20 protein-coding genes are annotated in these 18,681 nt (G+C 55.8%); 17 read left to right on the forward strand and 3 right to left on the reverse strand.

The features are described 5' to 3' along the window. The first annotated feature begins 12 nt into the window (after positions 1-12). From HS103_11655 to HS103_11675, 5 genes are all read left to right on the forward strand, one after another. On the forward strand, positions 13-1,077 hold the full coding sequence (locus HS103_11655; protein ID MBE7513450.1) for a [LysW]-lysine hydrolase: 1,065 nt from the start codon (positions 13-15) through the stop codon (positions 1,075-1,077). Next, positions 1,074-2,186 carry a glycosyltransferase family 2 protein gene (locus HS103_11660; protein ID MBE7513451.1) on the forward strand — a complete coding sequence of 371 codons (1,113 nt, stop codon included), beginning with the start codon at positions 1,074-1,076 and terminating at the stop codon, positions 2,184-2,186. The genes HS103_11655 and HS103_11660 overlap by 4 nt, the downstream gene beginning before the upstream one ends. Positions 2,187-2,475: 289 nt before the next feature. Further along, positions 2,476-2,961, forward strand: a complete 486-nt coding sequence (aroH, locus tag HS103_11665; protein ID MBE7513452.1) for a chorismate mutase — start codon at positions 2,476-2,478, stop codon at positions 2,959-2,961. Continuing rightward, positions 2,961-3,977 carry a 3-deoxy-7-phosphoheptulonate synthase gene (gene aroF / locus HS103_11670; GenBank protein MBE7513453.1) on the forward strand — a complete coding sequence of 339 codons (1,017 nt, stop codon included), beginning with the start codon at positions 2,961-2,963 and terminating at the stop codon, positions 3,975-3,977. The genes aroH and aroF overlap by 1 nt, the downstream gene beginning before the upstream one ends. Before the next feature lie 139 nt (positions 3,978-4,116). Beyond that, positions 4,117-4,872, forward strand: coding sequence for an amino acid ABC transporter ATP-binding protein (locus HS103_11675; GenBank protein ID MBE7513454.1), 756 nt, complete (start codon positions 4,117-4,119; stop codon positions 4,870-4,872). 87 nt (positions 4,873-4,959) lie between these two features. Here HS103_11675 and HS103_11680 read toward each other — a convergent pair whose 3' ends face one another. Then, the gene (locus HS103_11680) at positions 4,960-6,351 is read right to left on the reverse strand and encodes a dipeptidase (GenBank protein MBE7513455.1); all 1,392 of its coding nucleotides are present in this window, start codon (positions 6,349-6,351) and stop codon (positions 4,960-4,962) included. 192 nt (positions 6,352-6,543) lie between these two features. Between HS103_11680 and moaA the strand changes: the two genes are divergently transcribed. The 12 genes from moaA to HS103_11740 all read left to right on the forward strand — a co-directional run bounded on the left by moaA (position 6,544) and on the right by HS103_11740 (position 16,440). Then, a complete protein-coding gene (gene moaA, locus HS103_11685; GenBank protein MBE7513456.1) occupies positions 6,544-7,557 on the forward strand; it encodes a GTP 3',8-cyclase MoaA in 1,014 nt (337 codons plus the stop codon). After that, positions 7,557-7,808, forward strand: a complete 252-nt coding sequence (locus tag HS103_11690) for a MoaD/ThiS family protein (protein MBE7513457.1) — start codon at positions 7,557-7,559, stop codon at positions 7,806-7,808. The genes moaA and HS103_11690 overlap by 1 nt, the downstream gene beginning before the upstream one ends. Positions 7,809-7,908: 100 nt before the next feature. Beyond that, entirely contained in the window at positions 7,909-9,441 is a 1,533-nt protein-coding gene (locus HS103_11695; protein MBE7513458.1) for a 2,3-bisphosphoglycerate-independent phosphoglycerate mutase, read from the forward strand. A gap of 175 nt (positions 9,442-9,616) precedes the next feature. Continuing rightward, positions 9,617-9,820: a hypothetical protein gene (locus HS103_11700; GenBank protein MBE7513459.1), complete on the forward strand. Its 204-nt coding sequence runs from the start codon at positions 9,617-9,619 to the stop codon at positions 9,818-9,820. Between the two features lie 118 nt (positions 9,821-9,938). Further along, positions 9,939-10,346 carry an Rrf2 family transcriptional regulator gene (locus tag HS103_11705; protein MBE7513460.1) on the forward strand — a complete coding sequence of 136 codons (408 nt, stop codon included), beginning with the start codon at positions 9,939-9,941 and terminating at the stop codon, positions 10,344-10,346. Positions 10,347-10,427: 81 nt separating this feature from the next. After that, positions 10,428-11,765: a GAF domain-containing sensor histidine kinase gene (locus HS103_11710; protein MBE7513461.1), complete on the forward strand. Its 1,338-nt coding sequence runs from the start codon at positions 10,428-10,430 to the stop codon at positions 11,763-11,765. Positions 11,766-11,926: 161 nt separating this feature from the next. Continuing rightward, on the forward strand, positions 11,927-12,565 hold the full coding sequence (locus tag HS103_11715; protein ID MBE7513462.1) for an SGNH/GDSL hydrolase family protein: 639 nt from the start codon (positions 11,927-11,929) through the stop codon (positions 12,563-12,565). Continuing rightward, positions 12,562-13,575 carry an NAD-dependent epimerase/dehydratase family protein gene (locus HS103_11720; protein MBE7513463.1) on the forward strand — a complete coding sequence of 338 codons (1,014 nt, stop codon included), beginning with the start codon at positions 12,562-12,564 and terminating at the stop codon, positions 13,573-13,575. Before HS103_11715 ends, HS103_11720 begins: the two co-directional genes overlap by 4 nt. 273 nt (positions 13,576-13,848) lie before the next feature. Then, entirely contained in the window at positions 13,849-14,721 is an 873-nt protein-coding gene (locus HS103_11725; GenBank protein ID MBE7513464.1) for a hypothetical protein, read from the forward strand. A 52-nt stretch (positions 14,722-14,773) separates the two neighbouring features. Next, positions 14,774-15,478 (forward strand): fumarate hydratase C-terminal domain-containing protein, encoded by a 705-nt coding sequence (locus tag HS103_11730; GenBank protein ID MBE7513465.1) that lies wholly within the window; start codon positions 14,774-14,776, stop codon positions 15,476-15,478. Further along, positions 15,478-15,951, forward strand: a complete 474-nt coding sequence (locus HS103_11735; protein MBE7513466.1) for a DinB family protein — start codon at positions 15,478-15,480, stop codon at positions 15,949-15,951. The genes HS103_11730 and HS103_11735 overlap by 1 nt, the downstream gene beginning before the upstream one ends. Positions 15,952-15,963: 12 nt before the next feature. After that, positions 15,964-16,440, forward strand: a complete 477-nt coding sequence (locus tag HS103_11740) for a DinB family protein (protein MBE7513467.1) — start codon at positions 15,964-15,966, stop codon at positions 16,438-16,440. Between the two features lie 118 nt (positions 16,441-16,558). Here HS103_11740 and HS103_11745 read toward each other — a convergent pair whose 3' ends face one another. After that, complete coding sequence (locus HS103_11745; GenBank protein ID MBE7513468.1) at positions 16,559-16,771, reverse strand: exodeoxyribonuclease VII small subunit; 213 nt, start codon at positions 16,769-16,771, stop codon at positions 16,559-16,561. An 18-nt stretch (positions 16,772-16,789) separates the two neighbouring features. After that, positions 16,790-18,571: a translation initiation factor IF-2 gene (gene infB, locus HS103_11750; GenBank protein ID MBE7513469.1), complete on the reverse strand. Its 1,782-nt coding sequence runs from the start codon at positions 18,569-18,571 to the stop codon at positions 16,790-16,792. Positions 18,572-18,681 lie beyond the last annotated feature (110 nt).

Raw genomic sequence — 18,681 nt, forward strand, 5'->3', positions numbered from 1 at the left:
ACACCCGCTGGAATCAGCCTTGATCCTCTCGCCGTATTGAAAGGGCTGGTTGAACACTACAGCCCTTCCCACCAAGAACGGCGGGCGTCGGAGTACCTTGCCGCCCAAATGACGGCGATGGGCTTTGACAACGCCTTTGTCGATGCCGCCGACAACGCGGTGGGTGTCATTGGCACAGGTTCGCGGGAGATCGTCCTCTTGGGGCATATTGACACCGTTGCCGGCTATATTCCAGTCACCCTCGGGGACGGCAAGCTGTATGGGCGCGGGACGGTGGACGCCAAAGGACCCCTTGCCACCTTCGCCTGTGCAGCAGCCCTTGTCGGGGCGCGGGAAGGCTGGCGAATTGTCGTCATTGGGGCAACAGAAGAAGAAGCGATCACCAGTAAAGGGGCGCACCATGCCCTCAGCGTCTATACCCCTGAATACGTCGTCATTGGTGAACCAAGCCGTTGGGATCGGATCACACTGGGCTATAAGGGGCGGCTGTTGGTCGATTACTGCTGTATGCGCCCTGTCGTTCATACTGCCCGCCTTGAACCAAACGCCATTGAACATGCGGTGCGCTATTGGAACGCTGTGCAAACGGCAGTTGCCCAGATCAACGAAGGGCGGGATAAGGCATTTGATCAGGTGTTTGCTTCCATCCGTTCAATTCAGTCGCGCAGCGATGGCTTCCACGATACGGCGGAAATGACGCTCGGCTTTCGGCTGCCACCCGATATTACCCCCGATGATCTGTTCGCCCGTCTGGGTGATTTTGCGGAATTGGGAACGTTGACCCCACGCGGGGGAGAACGCACCTATCGGGCGGAGAAAAATACCCCACTGACTCGTGTATTTAACAATGCCATTCGTGATGTAGGCGGCAAACCGGGCTATGTCTACAAAACAGGAACATCCGATATGAACATCGTCGGAGCGGTCTGGTCGTGTCCGATTGTCGCCTATGGACCCGGTGACTCGACACTCGATCACACCCCGGAAGAACATATCGAGATCGATGAATACTTGCGGGCAGTTAATGTGCTGCGCCGCGCCCTCATCGAACTTACTGGGGAGGCAGAGGCAAGGTGAATGACATACCTGTTGTAACGATCATCATCCCTTGTCTGAACGAGATTAATTTTATTGATACGTGCTTAACGTCTGTCTTAAATTTTGAATTAAATTCTGGCTCCTTTGAAGTAATTGTGGTGGATGGTATGTCTACTGATGGCACGCGAAATGCCCTTGCCTGGTGGACAATGCGCTATCCCAAATACATGCGTGTTTTAGACAATCCCTATCAGATCGTCCCGACAGCAATGAATATTGGGATTCGGGAGGCGCGGGGGCGCTGGATCGTTCGCTTGGACGCCCACAGCATGTACCCTTCGGATTACCTCAGCTTATGTCTAGATACGGCGATGAGCAGTAATGCCGATAATGTGGGCGGCGTTGTCATTCCCCAGCGGAAAGATGAAACACGCCAAGCCAGCCTGATCCAAGCGCTGACGACGCACAGTTTTGGCGTGGGCGATGCCGAATTCCGCTTAGAGACAACAAGCGCCTATGTCGATACCGTTCCCTTCGGGTGCTACCGACGAGACGTTTTTGAAAAGATTGGCTTGTTTGATGAACGCTTGGTGCGCAACCAAGATTACGAATTCAACCGCCGCCTGACCTCTGCCGGAGGGCGCATCTGGCTGAACCCCGACATCCGCATCTATTATTACAATGAGCCAACACTCGGTGAGTTGTTTCAGCAGGCACGCTATACCGGGCGCTGGAATCCCTACATGTGGGTAGTTGCTCCCTACAGTTTTTCCCCCCGCCATGCCATACCGGGCTTGTTCTTGCTAGGGCTGCTTAAGGGGATACTCGCTATCCACCTGCTGCCGGTGTTGGTCTTGCCCTACGGGATGATTCTCCTCCTCTACGGCATCTTGGCGCTGATCAGTGCCGCACAGCAAAGCTACAAATATGGCAAATGGATGCTCCCCATCTTGCCGTTTTTGTTTTTGCTCTACCATCTGAACTATGGTTATGGTATTTTACGCGGTGTGATCGATGTCCTTCTTCACCGTTCACCAGTTCAGAATGGGCAAGAGGTCTGGAAAGGGGCGGGGTTTAAGCTGATCAAACCTAAAGAGTTGAAAAACGGCTTTGTATATTCCGCACAACAAATTACTGTTGATCCTTAACACAATCTCGTGTTATGCTAATGACATTCTACGAAAACGCATAGAATAGATACAAACCAAACCCATGCAGCGCAACGGCAAATTCTTTTTTAGCTACTCGTTTTATTACTTTAAGGGCACCCCCTTAGAGCGGTTGACGCTGGGTAGCTGAAAACGCCAACGCCGCAAGGCAATGGATGTCAAAAGCCACTGAGCAGCCGCTCAGTGGCTTTTTTTTGCGTAGAGATCGGGAATAAGAGAGGTTCATCAGCGCTATTCAGGGTGGGGTATATCACAGGGAGGGGAAGGGATGGGCTATCCAAACGGAATCGGCGGGAAGGTCTGTCGAGGTGTGCGCGGGGCAACCACCGTCACCGTGAACACACGAGAGGCAATTCTGACGGCAACACGAGAACTGCTGCGGCTGATCATCAAAGCAAACGGCATTGCCCCCGATGATGTGGCAAGCGCTTTTTTCACAACGACCCTTGACCTAAACGCCGATTACCCTGCAATTGCAGCGCGGCAGTTGGGGTGGTTGAATGTCGCTCTGATGTGCGCCCACGAGATGGCAATCCCACACGGGCTGCCCCAATGTATCCGCGTGCTTGTTCATTGGAATACCACACGGGCGCAAAATGAAGTTCACCATGTTTATATTCGTGGGGCGGAACACCTTCGTCCAGATCGGAAAATGCCCATCATTGTTGAAGACGATGAGCTAGATGCCCTTTACCCACACGGTTTTAAGCCAGATCAGCCAGAAACACAACCAATACAGGAGGAGAACTCGTGATGATCGTCATAATGTCCATCGCTGCTACCACCAAAGAAACCTCAGCGGTGATCGCCCGCATCAAGGAATTAGGCTTTCGTGCGCATTTAAGTGAAGGGGAGGAACGTGCCGTGATCGGAATTATTGGGGATGATCGGAAAGTCCCAGAGCCAGATATTTTCGCCGTAATGCCCGGTGTAGAGCGCGTTACCCGCGTCAGCGCCCCCTATAAACTTGCCAGCCGCGATTTTCACCCACACCCCACCTTCGTCCGCCTGAATGGGATGGAAGTGGGCAGTTCCAAGATTGCTATCATCGCCGGGCCCTGTTCGGTAGAGAGTCGCAACCAAATCTTAGAGACGGCACAAGCGGTGAAAGAAGCTGGCGCAACAGCACTGCGCGGTGGCGCATTCAAGCCGCGTACCTCCCCCTATGCCTTTCAGGGGCTAGGCGAGAAGGGCTTGGAGATGCTTGCCGAGGCGCGGGAAAAAACCGGACTGCCCGTTGTCACCGAGGTGATGGAACCCGCCATGATCGACCTTGTGAAAAAGTATGCCGATGTCTTGCAGATTGGCGCACGGAACATGCAAAACTATGCGCTGCTCCATGCCGCTGGCGAGTCTCAGCATCCTGTCCTCTTGAAGCGGGGGATGATGTCCACCATGGAAGAACTGCTCATGGCGGCGGAGTACATCCTCTCACACGGGAACGAACGTGTTATGCTTTGCGAGCGTGGAATCCGCACCTTCGAGACGTATACCCGCAATACCTTCGATATTAACGCTATCCCCGTCCTGAAAGAGAAAACACACCTTCCGGTGATTGCCGATCCAAGCCACGCGACAGGCAAGGCAGAGTATGTCACGGCAGCGGCGCGGGCAGCAATTGCTGCGGGCGCTGATGGCTTGATCATTGAAGTCCACTGCGATCCGGCGAACGCCCTTTCCGATGGGGCGCAGTCGCTCCGCCCGGAAAAATTTGCCAAGATGGTGGGTGAGATCAAGAAGATTGCCGAGGCAGTAGATCGCACTATCTAGTGCGGGATGTACACTCTTTGTAGGGGCGCCCCCTGGGGCGTCCGTCCCATCCCGTCTCACTCTGTAGCAGCGTCACCGAACGCCCTACCTTTCTCGTTTTTGGCAAACTCGTTACAATCCCCCCAAAGGGGATTTGATCATGGGTGATTCAGCCACCAAAGAAACGATTATCACCGTCCGTGATGTCCACAAGTGGTATGGCGATTACCACGCCCTGCGCGGGGTGAGTGTAGAGATCATGGCGGGCGAAGTTCTCGTCATTTGCGGCCCATCGGGGTCGGGAAAATCAACTTTCATTCGCACCATCAACCGCCTCGAAGAACACGAAAAGGGCGATATTATCGTGGATGGCATTAGCCTGACGAATGATGTCCGTAATATTGCTAAAATCCGCAGCGAGATCGGAATGGTCTTTCAGCAGTTCAATTTGTTTCCGCACCTCACCGTGTTGCAGAACATCACCCTTGCGCCCATCAATGTCCGGCGTTGGGCAAAGGGGAAAGCGGAAAAGATCGCCATGGAACTGCTAGAGCGTGTGCGCATCCCCGAACAAGCGCATAAATATCCCGGTCAACTCTCCGGCGGGCAGCAGCAGCGTGTTGCCATTGCGCGGGCGTTGGCAATGCAGCCTCGCATCATGCTCTTTGACGAGCCAACCAGCGCCCTTGACCCGGAGATGATCAAAGAAGTTCTCGATGTCATGCGCGATTTGGCAAAAGAAGGGCTGACAATGCTCTGTGTGACCCACGAGATGGGCTTTGCCCGCGAAGTGGCGGATCGCGTCATCTTCTTTGATCGGGGCGTGATTGTGGAGGAAAATACGCCGTCGGCGTTCTTTACCAACCCGCAGCACGAGCGAACAAAATTGTTTTTATCGCAAATTTTGGCACATTAAAACCTCTTACCGGCAGCCTCCACCCCCTCGCCCATTCTTGTGCGGACTGAGGGGGAATCACGCACGAGATCGAGCGTGTTGGCACGCTCAGCCCCGCACCTCATCCGGCGTCATCCCACCGAGATTCTCCAAGAGCGCCGCCATCGTCGCCATCCCCTTGTAGAAGCAGTCCAGATAGAAATGCTCATCCGGTCCGTGTGCGCCATCATCGGGCAGCCCATAGCCAACCAGCAGCACGGGCGCTCCCAGATGCTTATTGAAGGTTGCCACCACCGGAATCGACCCGCCCTCGCGGACAAAGACGGGTTGTTTTCCCCATCCCCGCGTATAGGCATTCTTTGCCGCCGCAACCGCCCGCGAATCAATCGGCACCATCGCTGGGTAGCCGGTGTTCAAAAGGCGCACCTCGCTGCGCACCGCCGGCGGGGTAATCGTCGCCACGTACTGCTTGATCAGGTCATAAATCTCGAAAGGGTCTTGGTCGGGAATAAGGCGGCAGCTTATCTTTGCCTTTGCCGAGGCAGGGAGGACGGTCTTTGATCCTTCCCCCGTAAAGCCGCCGATTAGCCCATGAACTTCAAGGGTGGGGCGTGCGCTGATCCGTTCCCGAAGGGTATAGGCTGGCTCACCCCATGCCACCGCCGCGCCCGTTGAGGCACGCCACGATTCCTCCGTGAGCGGCACTTCGGCAATGGCGGCGCGTTCTTCGGCGCTGATCGGCTTTGCTTTGTCGTAAAAGCCCGTCACGCTGATGCTCCCATCGGGGTTATGCAGCGCGGTGATGATCTCGCAGAGCGCTTGCAAGGGGTTATGGACACTCCCCCCCCACTGCCCAGAGTGCAAATCCACTTTCGGACCCCAAACCTCTAGCTCCATATAGACCAAGCCGCGCAAGGCGTAGGTGAGGCTTGGGGTGTTCAGGTCAACCACCGCCGTATCAGAGACGACGGCAACATCGCAGCGCAAGAGATCAAGGTGTGTCTCGATGAAGGCATCAAGGTTTTCCGAGCCGATTTCTTCCTCACCTTCAACCAGAAATTTGATGTTCACAGGGAGCGATCCCGTCGTCTGCATCCACGCCTGTGCCGCTTTTATATCGGCAAGGATTTGCCCTTTATCGTCTGTGCTGCCCCGTGCATAGAGTTTGCCATCGACAACAACAGGCTCGAAAGGGTCTGTTGTCCATTTATCTTTCACTTTGTCGGCGGGCTGAACATCGTAATGCCCATAGACGAGGACGGTTGGTTTGCCCGGTGCGCCTAGCCACTCGCCATACACAATTGGGTGGCGGTTCGTCTCAAAGAGTTCCACACGAGTCATTCCCGCTGCCTTCAGATGGTCAACAACAAAGGCTGCCGCTTGGCGTGTCTCAGGGTTTTTCTCGCGCAGGGTGCTAACGCTCTGAATCCGTAAAAAGGCTTTCAAGTCTTCTAAGAAGGTGGTGTGGTTCGCCACCAAATACTCTGCCGGAGTAGGCATGATTCGTGAATTCTCCTAATTTTCGTTTCGGATTGCTATTTAATTGTGGCACGGTAGGGCGGAAGATGCCATGATCGATCCTGATCTCCGGTTCTCTGATGATGATCGGCTCAGAAAAATACCTTTTCGCTTGCTATTTCGACGTTTTTTTCAGATACTTGGATTATTCATGTACCAGCGGGGTTCTCCCTCATGCCAATGGATCGTCTTCAGCGCCCCTTGCGCGATGTGCGTATCTCCCTGACCGATCACTGTAATTTTCGCTGCCCGTACTGTATGCCAGCGGCGGTTTTTGGCGATAGTTACCGCTTTTTGCCCACCGAAACGCTGCTGACTTTTGAGGAAATCACCCGCCTAAGCCGCTTGTTCATCGCGTTGGGGGCGCAAAAGCTCCGTCTGACGGGCGGTGAGCCGCTCATGCGCCCAAAGGTTGAAGCGCTCATTCGCGATCTCGCTGCTCTAGAGGGCGTTCAAGACCTTGCCCTAACCACAAACGGCTATCTTCTTCCCACCAAAGCCGAAGCATTGAAGGCAGCCGGACTGCACCGTCTGACGATCAGCCTCGACAGCATGGATGATGGGGTTTTTCAGGCGATGAACGGGGGGCGTTCAAGTCTGGGGCGTGTCTTGGAGGGAATCGCGGCGGCGGAACGTGCCGGCTTTGCCCCCCTGAAGATTAACGCCGTGATCCAAAAAGGGGTGAATGATCACACCCTGCGCGACCTCGCCCAGTTTTGCAAGGGACGCGGGTACATCCTGCGTCTGATCGAATACATGGATGTGGGCAACCACAACGGTTGGTCACTCGATCAGGTCGTCACTGCTGAGGAAATGCTCTCCCTCATCGGCGGAGACATGGGACTTGAGCCGCTCCCCGCAAATTATTCAGGCGAGGTTGCCCTTCGTTTTGGCTACCGTGATGGCGCCGGCGAGATCGGGATTGTCGCCTCGGTGACAAAACCCTTTTGTCGGGTGTGTACACGGCTGCGGCTCTCTGCCGATGGCTCGCTGTACACCTGTTTGTTTGCCACAAAGGGGATAGACCTGCGAACACCGCTCCGCGCTGGCGCAGCAGACGAGGAACTAAGCGCGATGATCAGCGGGGCGTGGCTGCGCCGCACGGATCGTTATTCCGAAATACGGGCGGAGGTCAATGAGAACTCACCCCGTCCGCAAAAGGTCGAAATGCATAAGGTGGGCGGCTAATGATCGAACTGCACCTTACCTTTTACGGCGTCCTGAAACAAGAAATGGGCATCCGAACGCTGGTCTTCACCCTACTCGACCCTGCCCCCACCATAGCGGATATGGCTGAGCGGCTCAAAGCGTATTATCCCACCCTGTCGGAACGTTTGGTATCTGTTGCCTACGCCGTGAACGATGTTCTTGTTCATCTCTCTCACCCCCTTCAATCGGGCGATCAGGTGGCGCTTCTTCCGCCCGTCAGCGGTGGTTGAGGGGAGCTGTCCGATCACACAACGGCGAGGGTCGCCCGAATGCTCACTTCGAGTCACACTAGGCTAGTCTGAAACATCATAGAAGGGGAACGTCGATCACATGACCGTCATGCTGATTATTTTGGATGGGTGGGGACTGCGTGAGGAAACAGCCGGCAATGCCGTCAAATTGGGGCATGTCCCCACCTTTAACCACCTGTGGGAAAGTGGGCAGTACAGCACCACAACGCTCGGCGCATCAGGCGAGAATGTCGGGCTTCCCAAAGGGCAGATTGGGGGCAGCGAGGTAGGGCATTTGAACCTCGGCGCCGGGACGATGATTTACACTGACCTGACCTTTATTGATCGCCAAATCGAGAACGGTGACTTTCTAAAAAATCCCGTCCTCAGCAAGGCGATGGATCGAGCGGCAAAGTCTGGCACGCTGCACCTCATGGGTTTGGTCAGCGATGGCGGTATTCACAGCTATAACACGCACATTTATGCCCTGATTGATATGGCAAAAGCGCGGGGGGTGAAACGCCTTGCCCTCCATGCCTTCACCGATGGGCGCGATACGCCGCCCTCCAGCGGGAAAGGCTACCTGAGCGCCCTCCAAGACCATCTAAAGAAGGCAGGTATTGGGGCGATAGCGACAGTTATCGGGCGCTACTATGTCATGGATCGTGACAAACGGTGGGAACGGACAGAGGCTGCCTATAACGCCCTTGTCTCTGGGATTGCCGAGCGCAGCGCCACCGATCCGCTTGCCGCTGTAGACGCCGCCTATGCTGAAGGGACAACAGACGAATTCCTTCACCCCTATGTGATCCGCACTGCGTTGGGCGCTCCGGTTGCCCGCATCGAATCCGGCGATACGATCATCGGCTTCAACTATCGTGGGGATCGAATGCGGCAGATTTATTACGCGCTGATGAGCGATTCCTTCGATGGCTTCCCCCGCCAAAAGGTGAGTGATCTGCACTTTGTTTCGATGGGGACGTGGGGGGATGATGTCACTGCTCCCCGTGCCTTCATTCGCCCCGCACAGGAAACCTGTTTGGCAGAAGTTCTGAGCAAGGCGGGAAAAACGCAGCTTCACATGGCAGAGACGGAAAAATACCGCCATGTGACGTTCTTTTTCAACGGGCAGCGCGATGAACCCTACGCGGGCGAGGAGCGCATCCTTGTGCCTTCCCCGAAGGATGTGCCAACTTATGATTACAAGCCGGAAATGTCGGCGGTGGCGCTCACCGATAAAGCGGTAGAGGCGATCCTGAGCCGGAAATATGATTTTATCCTGCTGAATTACGCCAACCCCGATATGGTTGGGCATACAGGCGTGTTGGCGGCGGCGATCAAAGCGGTGGAGACGGTGGATGGGCAGTTGAAACGGCTTTTAGAGGCGCTCCGCGAGGTAGGGGCAACCGTCCTTGTGACGGCGGATCATGGCAACTGTGAGATGATGATTGACCCCGAAACGGGACAGCCCCACACGGCGCATACGATGAACCGCGTCCCACTCATCCTGATTACGCCCGATGGCAGCAAGCCGCCCCTTCGTGAGGGTAATCTGTGCCACATGAGTCCGACGCTGCTGACGCTGATGGGGCTGCCTATTCCAGCAGCGATGGATGCCGGATCGCTTCTGTAGAGAATAGACATTACGCAGTTGCCCACATCCTCCTACCCCCCTTCTCCCTGCGGGAGAAGGGGGGATCCATTGTTTGAGGGGGAAGCCTCCTCAAACTTCCCCTTTCCATGAATACAGGGTAAACACGTTCAAGTGCGTAAGTCCTACAGCATTTTTCAACGAGATTGACCCCTCAGTGGTTGACAGCCCCGCTTATCCCCATATACTTACCGATGGGCAGGCGGTGGTGATCAAGGGAAAACGAACGACGCCCGTCTTTCTTGTAGGAAGGCTGGTTGCAATCCAACCAGTGAGGGTACTGCAATACCAGACCACGCCGCTCTCACCCGCATCCTGTAGGGGCGACCCCGTGTGGTCGCCCGCCGTTCTCGCCCTATAGAAGAGGAGCGGAGCGTCTACGCCTAACATGGGCGAATACGACAACCGCGCCACATCCGCCACGAATTTAGGTTTGTGGGTACAATCCTCTTGTATAGTTTGTACCTGAGACCTACCTTATGAAACTCACAACGCGCAGTGAATACGCACTTCTCGCCTTAATCTACCTTGCCCGCAAAGCACCAGAAAGTGACGCCTTCACGCCCGTTGACGTGATCGCCACCGCGCAGAACATCCCCCCCAAATTTTTAGAGCAAATTCTGCTCACCCTAAAACGGGGGCATTTCCTCACTAGCCAAAAAGGGCAGCGCGGCGGCTACCGTTTGGCAAAATCGCCCACTGAGATCACCCTTGCCGAGATTGTCCGCTTGCTGGATGGACCGCTTGCCCCGACGGAATCGGTGAGCAAATATTTTTATCGGGCAACGCCTGTCGAAAAAGAAGAAAACCTGCTGAAGGTTCTCGCCCACATACGGGACGTGATTCTGGACATTATGGAAAAGACAACGCTGGCTGAAATCAGTTAACGGGATAATCTCTTTGTTTGAGTCCTAGCCAGCGCTGGCTATAATTGAAGCGAAGAGAGAGGGGGCGCGGGAGTCCTAGGGATGTCGAACCAACCAGTGCCACTGTACAGTAACGAAGTAGCGATCCGCAACTATTTGCAGTTGATGGCGCGTTATGAACGGCTGATGGAAATCAGCCGCCAATTGAACTCCACACTTGATCTCAGCACGCTGCTAGGACGGATCATCCGTGCGGCAACCGAACTCTGCGATACAGAGACTGCCTCGATCATGCTCTTGGATCAAAAGACCGGCGAACTGCGCTTTGAAGCCGCCTCGCACCAGACGATGACACGCGGGGCAATTGAGGCTATCGTTGTCCCTATTGAAGGTAGCCTTGCCGGATGGGTGGTCAAGACCGGTGAACCTGTCCTTGTTGAGGACGCCCAAAACGACCCCCGCCATTTTCAAGGCGTCGATAAGCTGGTCGATTTCACCACGCGCAACCTCCTGTGTGTACCAATGATCGCCTACGACAAGGTGATTGGCGTTGTTCAGGCGGTGAATAAGCGTGAGGGGTCAAACTGGACAGAAGATGATGTGAATACCCTAACGACACTGGCGGCACAAGCGGCAGTTGCCATTGAAAATGCCCGCCTGTTCCAGCAAAGCGATTTCGTCTCGGAGATGGTTCACGAACTGCGGACACCCCTTGCTGCGCTGAAGGCAAGCACAACCCTGCTTCTTCGCCCTGATCTTCCTGATAAACGACGTACAGACATTATCCAGACCATCGTCAGCGAGACAGATCGCCTTGCCCACATGACAACGGATTTCCTCGATTTAGCACGCTTGGAATCAGGGCGGGCGCGGTTGGAAACCTCGGTTTTTAATGTCTCAAACCTGCTTGTCGAGAGCATGGATATTGTCAGCCCGCAAGCAGAAGGGCGCCAGATTGTTATTCGCAGCCAGACCACAGACCTAATCTTGAATGCAGATCGCGGCAAGCTGAAGCAAGTCCTCTTAAACCTTTTGACAAACGCTATCAAATACAACCGTATCGGCGGTGAGATTTTCATCACGGCGATCCCCCTGGAGACGCTCCCCAATGAAGACACCCCAACGGATAAGATGGCGCGGGTTGGCGTGCGTGATACAGGTCCCGGCATTTCCCAAGAGAACCAAAAACGCCTCTTTGAGAAGTTTTTCCGCGCAGCGGATACGGCGGGATACACACAAGGGACGGGCTTGGGGCTGGTTATTGCCAAACGCATTGTCGAGGCACATGGCGGGGAGATGGGCTTTCAGAGCGAGCTTGACGAGGGGACAGAGTTTTTCTTCACCGTGCCGATGGTGGAAACGCCCGATCCATCTGTCGCCTCGGTTGCTCCGGCTCCTCCCGCTGCTCCTGCCGACCCTACTGAACAACCATCCGCCTAGAATGCAAGATGGCACGGTTTTCTATGAAGCCGCATAACCGTAGGATTGTTAGAACTTAGGCAGTTGGTCTTGGTTACCCCGCCTTGCGGCAAAGGGGCAGGTTGTGACCCAGGCAGTCCAATCATGAAGGCTGCTACAACAATATAAGGACATTCCCAGCGATGCCCCTTCTGTTTGAACCAAACAAGAAACTCCTCTTTATGGGCGATAGCATTACTGACGCTGGACGGCGTGATGTGGCAATTCCCTATGGCAGTGGCTATGTGAACACCGTCCGCAATTTTCTAATCGCCCGCTATCCAACGCTCAACCTTGCCATGGTGAATCGTGGGATCAATGGAAACACCGTCCGTGATCTCAGCAGCCGCTGGGAGACAGACGCTATCCAAGAGCGTCCCCATTACCTCTCCGTCTGTGTGGGGATCAACGATGTCTGGCGGCAGTTCAGCGGGGATAAGGCGACGGCTGTCCCGCTTGAGGACTATCAAACGACGCTCCGTCGCCTTCTAAAACGCGCCGTCGATTCCGGCGTGGGGACGCTCATCCTCATGACGCCGTTCGTTATCGAGCCAAACAAAAATGATCCCCTCCGCAAGATGATGGATAGTTATGGCGCGGCGGTGGCAACGCTTGCCACCGAGTTCAAGGCACGCTTCATCAACCTTCAGGCGGCGTGGGATAACGCTACCAAATACACTGTCCCGCAGGTGTGGTCTGCCGATAAATTTCACCCCAACGCAGCGGGGGCGGCGGTCATTGCCCAAGCCTTCCTTCGTGCCGTTGGTTATGAATTGGCATGACGGATACGGTTTTCGTCACAGGCGGAACAGGGCATCTGGGGCGTAGTTTGCTGCCCTTGCTTGCCCAATCGGGCTTTCGCGTTCGCACCCTCACCCGCCGCCCGCAGGATCACGCTTGGCTTCAAGCGCTCCCCAACGTAGAGATTATCTCCGGTGCGGTGGAAGATGCGGCGCTCATGAACAAGGCGGTGGTGGGCTGTCGCTATGTGATTCATGCAGCCGGCTTGTTCAGTTTTTGGGGGTTGGCGGGCGATTTCAACCAGACGAACCTCAAGGGGACACAAAACGTCCTAAATGCGGCAGTTGCAGCGGGCGTGGAGAAATTTATCCATATCTCTACCGTTGTCGTTATTGGCACACCGCAACGGGGAAGGGTGATTGATGAAAGCTACCCACCTGCCCCCGTTGACCCCTACCAAGTGAGCAAATATGAAGGGGAATGTGCTGTCCTTGCTGCCCACCGCGATCATGGGTTGGCGGCTGTCGTCTTGCGTCCGGGGGCATTTTACGGACCGCACAGCCGCTATGCTTTTAACCGCCTCTTTATCGAAGACCCCTTGAAAGGAATTCGCTTACAAGTCAATGGTGGGCGCAACCTGACCTTTCCGATTTATGTGGGAGATGTGGCGCGGGCGGCGATCCTTGCCCTGACACAGGGCATCCCCGGTGAGCGCTATAATCTAAGCAATCCACCAATCACCCACAAAGCCGTAAACCGCATTGTCAGCGAGGAAGCGGGCATTCCCCGTTGGCGGATCAACGTCCCCAATGGGGCGCTGGTCATTCTTGCACGGGCATGGGAGGCAATTAGCCGTCTAACCCGCATTGAGCCGTATTATCCGATCAATCTGCGCACCTATGTTTTTTACGATTGGAACGTGAGCAGCGAAAAAGCGCGAGTGGGGCTTGGGTTTCAGCCTATTTCCTTCGCGGAGGGCGTTCGTCACACGCTGGCATGGTATCACCAGATCGGCTTGTGGAAAGGCAAACACACGCCAGCGCCGCGTTAGGATTTGTTAAGATACCGAAGGGGCTTAAACCGAGACGCCTGTCTTTGCTTTTAAGTTCGGTAGGGGTGGCTGATTTTAGCCCGCTGTTTCAGTACGGGCGCCCCGATAGTCCTCTCCGGTAGCCCCCGTGTTGGCAATTGAGAACCTACCACCCTCATTTCATCCCTTCCACCATTCCCACCTGCCAACTTTTGGGTACAATCTAGGCGGCTTGGAAGTTCGTCAGTTGAAATTCTTGGTTCATCTCATACACACGCAGGAAGTTAAGCGTTCATGCCCACGCGCCATTCGCTGATTCTCATCGCCTTTATCCTCGCAGCGTGCCTCGCTGCGGGTTGTTCGTCTGTTGATTCGGTGGCGACAGTCACCGCCCGTGCCGCTGGCACAGCCACCGCCCAAACAACCCTGACTGCCGTCGCGCAGATCACCATCAGCCCAACGCCCTCGCCCTTGCCGCCTAGCGAAACGCCGATCCCCGTCACCCCACAGGGGGCGACAGCGGAGGCGACCAGCGCCCCGGCGAGTGAAACACCGCTGCCCATCACACCTACGACGGAGATCGTCATCCCCCTTCCGGTGACGCTCGTTGCAACGCCTCTCGAACTCCCCACACGGGGGGCTGTCCTCGCTACGGCAACGATTTCGGCGGCAACGCCCATCCGTCTTGTGACCGACGCCCCGCCCACCGCACCCGCCACCGAAGCGGTGACAGAAGCGCCAACGGCAGCCGCGACCACGGCGCCTACCACAGCGGTAGCGGCAGCGACGGCAGAGATCATCGTTGCCACCGCCGTGCCGACAAATGAACCGACTGCTTTGGCAACCGCTGCCCCAACCACTGTCCCAACGAGTGAACCGACAAGCGCGGCAACGGTTGCGGCAACTACTGAAGCGACGGCAAAAGCCACAACGGAAGCAACCACTGAGGCAACCGCCGAGGCGACCATCACCCCGACAGAGGCGGCTACGGGTGAACCGACGAGCGAACCAACCGCCCCTTCGTTGGAGTCCACACCCGCGCAGCCAGCCGATATTGGTGGCGGGATCGTCACCTTCACGCTGATTGGTTTGTTTGCGCTTTTGGCAGTCATTGTCGGCGGGATCATCCTCTTTGTGGTGAACCTTGCCACCGCACAGCGCGATTAGCCATGTGATTAACCGCATAATGAAGCGAATTCACTAGGGAGGAGGTTGAGCAATGCCTTCCGCACTGGATAAATTGCGTCGCCACAATTGGACAACGCCCGTCCGCCCTGAGGACACCGCCATCTTGGAGATGGGCGATGTCGTCTATATCACGGGGACGATCTTCACCGGACGGGAAGGCTTTTTCCGCCGTCACTTGGAAGAAAAACAGCCGCTCCCGTCGGGCGTTGATCTCGCGCAGTTCAACGTGAACTTTCATTCCTCTCCGGCAGTGGAGGAAGTCCGTCCCCCCTCTGGCGACACCCCAGGCGAATACCGGATCAGCGCTACGACGGGGACGGCATCCTTCCGTTTTGCTAAATTTATGCCACAGCTTCTCAACGAGACGGGCGTGAAAGTCGTCATTGGCAAAAGCGGTCTTGCCTCAGATATTTACAAAGCCTGTTTTGTCCCCAATGGGGCAACCTATCTGCTGCTGATGGGCTACGGCTTGGGGGCGATGTACGGACAGGCGATTCAGCGCGTCCGGCAGGTAATCTGGCGCGAGGAATTGGGCTTGGCACAGGCGATGTGGCTGATGGATGTCGTCAATTTCGGTCCCCTGATTGTCGATTGTGACAAAGAGGGAAATTCCCTCTTTGAGAAACTGAACAAACAGGTGGATGTCAAATTGGCGCAGGCTTACGAAGGGCTGCCCGAACTGACCCTGAAACGCCTCGGTGAGATCACGAATTACGAAGACGAGGTACTGAGTTAATGACTGCTGAACGCATTGTGTTGCTAAACCGTCTGCGGGACTTTCCCGCCGCGCTGACCGCCCTTGTGGGGGGGCTGAGCGAAACCGAGCGCATGGCGCACCCAGAGGGGGAATGGACAGTGGCACAGAACGTCCACCACCTTGCCGATGCCCACATGAACGGCTATGTCCGCATCCGCCTTGCCCTGACCGAAGACCACCCCACCATCCACATCTATAAGCAGGCGCAGTGGGCAGAACTGCCCGATTACGCCACCGCCGACATCAGCGCATCGCTGGCGATTTTGCACGCGCTCCACCGCCGTTGGCTGCGCCTTTTGGAGAGCCTGAGCGAAGCGCAGTGGGCGCGGACGGTTTTTCATCCGGGGCGCAATGGGGATGTGAACATTGACGGATGGTTAGAAATTTATGCCAATCACGGCGAGGCGCACCTAAAGCAAATCCGCGAAGCACTGGCGACGGTGGGAAAGTAGAATCATAACGACATGCCAACCGATGCACAGAAGGCGTTGATCGCCAAAATTCGCGCTTTGCCGGCACAGATCGCCGCACTGGTGGGTGGGCTGAGCGAGCAGCAGCTTTTGGCGCACCCAGAGGGGGAATGGACGATAGCGCAGAACGTCCACCACCTTGCCGATTCGCATATGAACGCCTACCTTCGCGTCCATTTCGCCCTTGCCGAAGACCACCCCACGATCAAGCCTTACCTTCAAAATATGTGGGCGGAACTGCCCGACGCCACCAGCGCCGATGTGACCGATTCACTGGCGCTGCTGACCGCCCTTCATGCTCGTTGGGTCTACCTCTTTGAGTGCCTCGCCGATGACCAATTTGAGCGCGTGGTATACCATCCAGAACAGAAAGCCGATATTTCGGTACAGGTCATTTTGGAATACTACGCCAATCATGGCGAGGCGCATATCCGACAGATCACCGAGGCGCTGGCAACCCTAGCCCACTAGTCTGCCTCGTCCCGCGCTAATGCATGGGGCTGAGATCAGGAAAGATCAAACCCCTAGCGTTCACCATCCCTGTAAGGGCGACCACACGGAGTCGCCCGCACTGCCGCCGTTCCGTTGGTCAGTCGTCCCCTAGCATACGCACGCGGAGCGTCGCCGCATTCAGCAGCGCCTCGCAGTGGGCGGCAAGCGCACGCCCACGTTCATAGAGCGCGACGGACTCATCCAAGCGCGATTCGCCTGCCTCTAAGGTGGTGATCACTTCACCAAGTTCGCGGTAGGCGCTTTCAAAATCAAGCGCCTCTACATCGTTCGCGTCGTTTGCTTGTGTCATAATCCTCACCTAACGCCCTTAGCTGACGCGCTCCCGAACAAGAAATTCAATCAGGTCGCCCGGATTGAAATCTTCAAAACCATCAACAGCAACCCCACACTCGAAGCCGGAACGCACTTCGCGGACATCTTCCGTCTCGCGCTTTAGGGACGATACGCCCAAATCTTGGACAAGGATGTTCCGTCCGCGCCGAACGCGCACCTTCGCATTCCGTTTCAACTCACCCTCGCGGACGAAACAGCCAGCGATCTTGCCAATCTTGGGGATTTTGAAGACTTTACGCACCTCGGCAATGCCGATCACTTTGTCCTCGTAAACCGGATCGAGCATCCCTTTGAGGGCTTTTTCAACATCTTCCAAAAGATTGTAGATCACGCTATAAGTGCGGATTTCCACCCCGTTGGAGTCGGCAATTTTGCGGGCAGCGCCATCCGCTTCCACCTGAAAGCCGAGGATGATCGCCCCCGTTGAAACGGCAAGATTGACATCGTTTTCGGTGATCGCCCCTGCCTCCGCATGGAGAATCTTCAGGCTGATTGGCTCTACCTTAATCTCTTTGAGAGAGTTCACCAGCGGTTCGAGCGAGCCTTGGACGTCCACTTTCAAGATCAGCAGAAGTTCTTTCGTCTTGCCATCTTGGACAAGCGAAAAGAAGGATTCCAGCGTGATCGCCTGGCGTTCTTCGGCGGGTTTTAAGTGGTTTTCGGTGTGCTGCTGAGCGCGTGCGCGTGCCTCTTTTTCCGTTTTGACAACGGTGAAAAACTCACCTGCTGGCGGAATCTCAGACAAGCCCATCACCTGCACAGGTGTGGAGGGCGGTGCTTCTTTAAGGGGTTTGCCGTTCTCGTCAAACATGGCGCGGATGCGTCCGAGGGCTGTTCCCGCCACGACAATATCGCCATTGCGAAGGGTGCCGTTCTGGACGAGAAGGGTTGCCAAGACACCGCGTGCCTTTTCGGTGCGCGATTCAATAACCGTCCCCGCCGCTTTCCCCTTTGGGTTGGCAACGATGTTCAGCTCATCAGAGGTGAGCAAAACGGCTTCCAGCAAATCGTCAATGCCGATTTTGTCGCGGGCGGAGACGGGAACAACCATCGTGTTCCCACCCCAATCATCGGCAACTAAATCGTATTCGGAAAGCTCTTGCTTCACTTTATCGGGGTTGGCGTTGCGCTTATCGATCTTGTTCATCGCCACGACAATCGGCACGCGAGCGGCACGGGCGTGGGCGATAGCCTCTTTCGTCGTCGGCATGACGCCATCATCTGCGGCGACAACGAGGATAGCAATATCCGCCCCTTGCGCTCCTCGCGCCCGCATCGCCGTGAACGCAGCGTGACCGGGTGTATCGAGGAAGGTGAGTTTCCGTCCGTTGTGGTTGACCATATAGGCGCCGATGTGCTGCGTGATACCCCCCGCCTCGCCCTCAGCAACGTTCGCCTTGCGGATTGCATCTAAAAGGGAGGTTTTGCCGTGATCGACATGCCCCAAAATGGTAATCACTGGGGGGCGGCGGACAAGGTTTTTCATCTCTTCGTCGGCGTAGAGTTTGCGCCATTGGGGGAGCGCCCCTTCTTCGCCTTCGCTTGCTACCTCACTGACGAGGGGCTGTGCTTCAAAGCCCATCTCAGCAAGGACGATCTCAGCGGTGTCATAGTCAATCTGCTGATTGATCGTGACCATGATCCCGTTGCTGATCAGTTGCTTCATCACATCAATCGGTTTCGCCTCGATGAGCGCGGCTAAATCTTTGACGGTGAGGTAGTTGGGGACGACAATGATTTGTTTTTCTGTAGCCATAGATGCACCTCCATGCAAATGCCACACGGAGGCGCACTCGGCTAGGGTGAGAGGATCACCGCATCAGCCGGGGCTGCCCATCCGTGAGACAGGCGTTGTTCATGAATCGT

It is taken from the genome of Anaerolineales bacterium (assembly GCA_015075625.1).
In the GTDB taxonomy this organism is placed as follows: Bacteria; Chloroflexota; Anaerolineae; order Aggregatilineales; family UBA2796; genus UBA2796.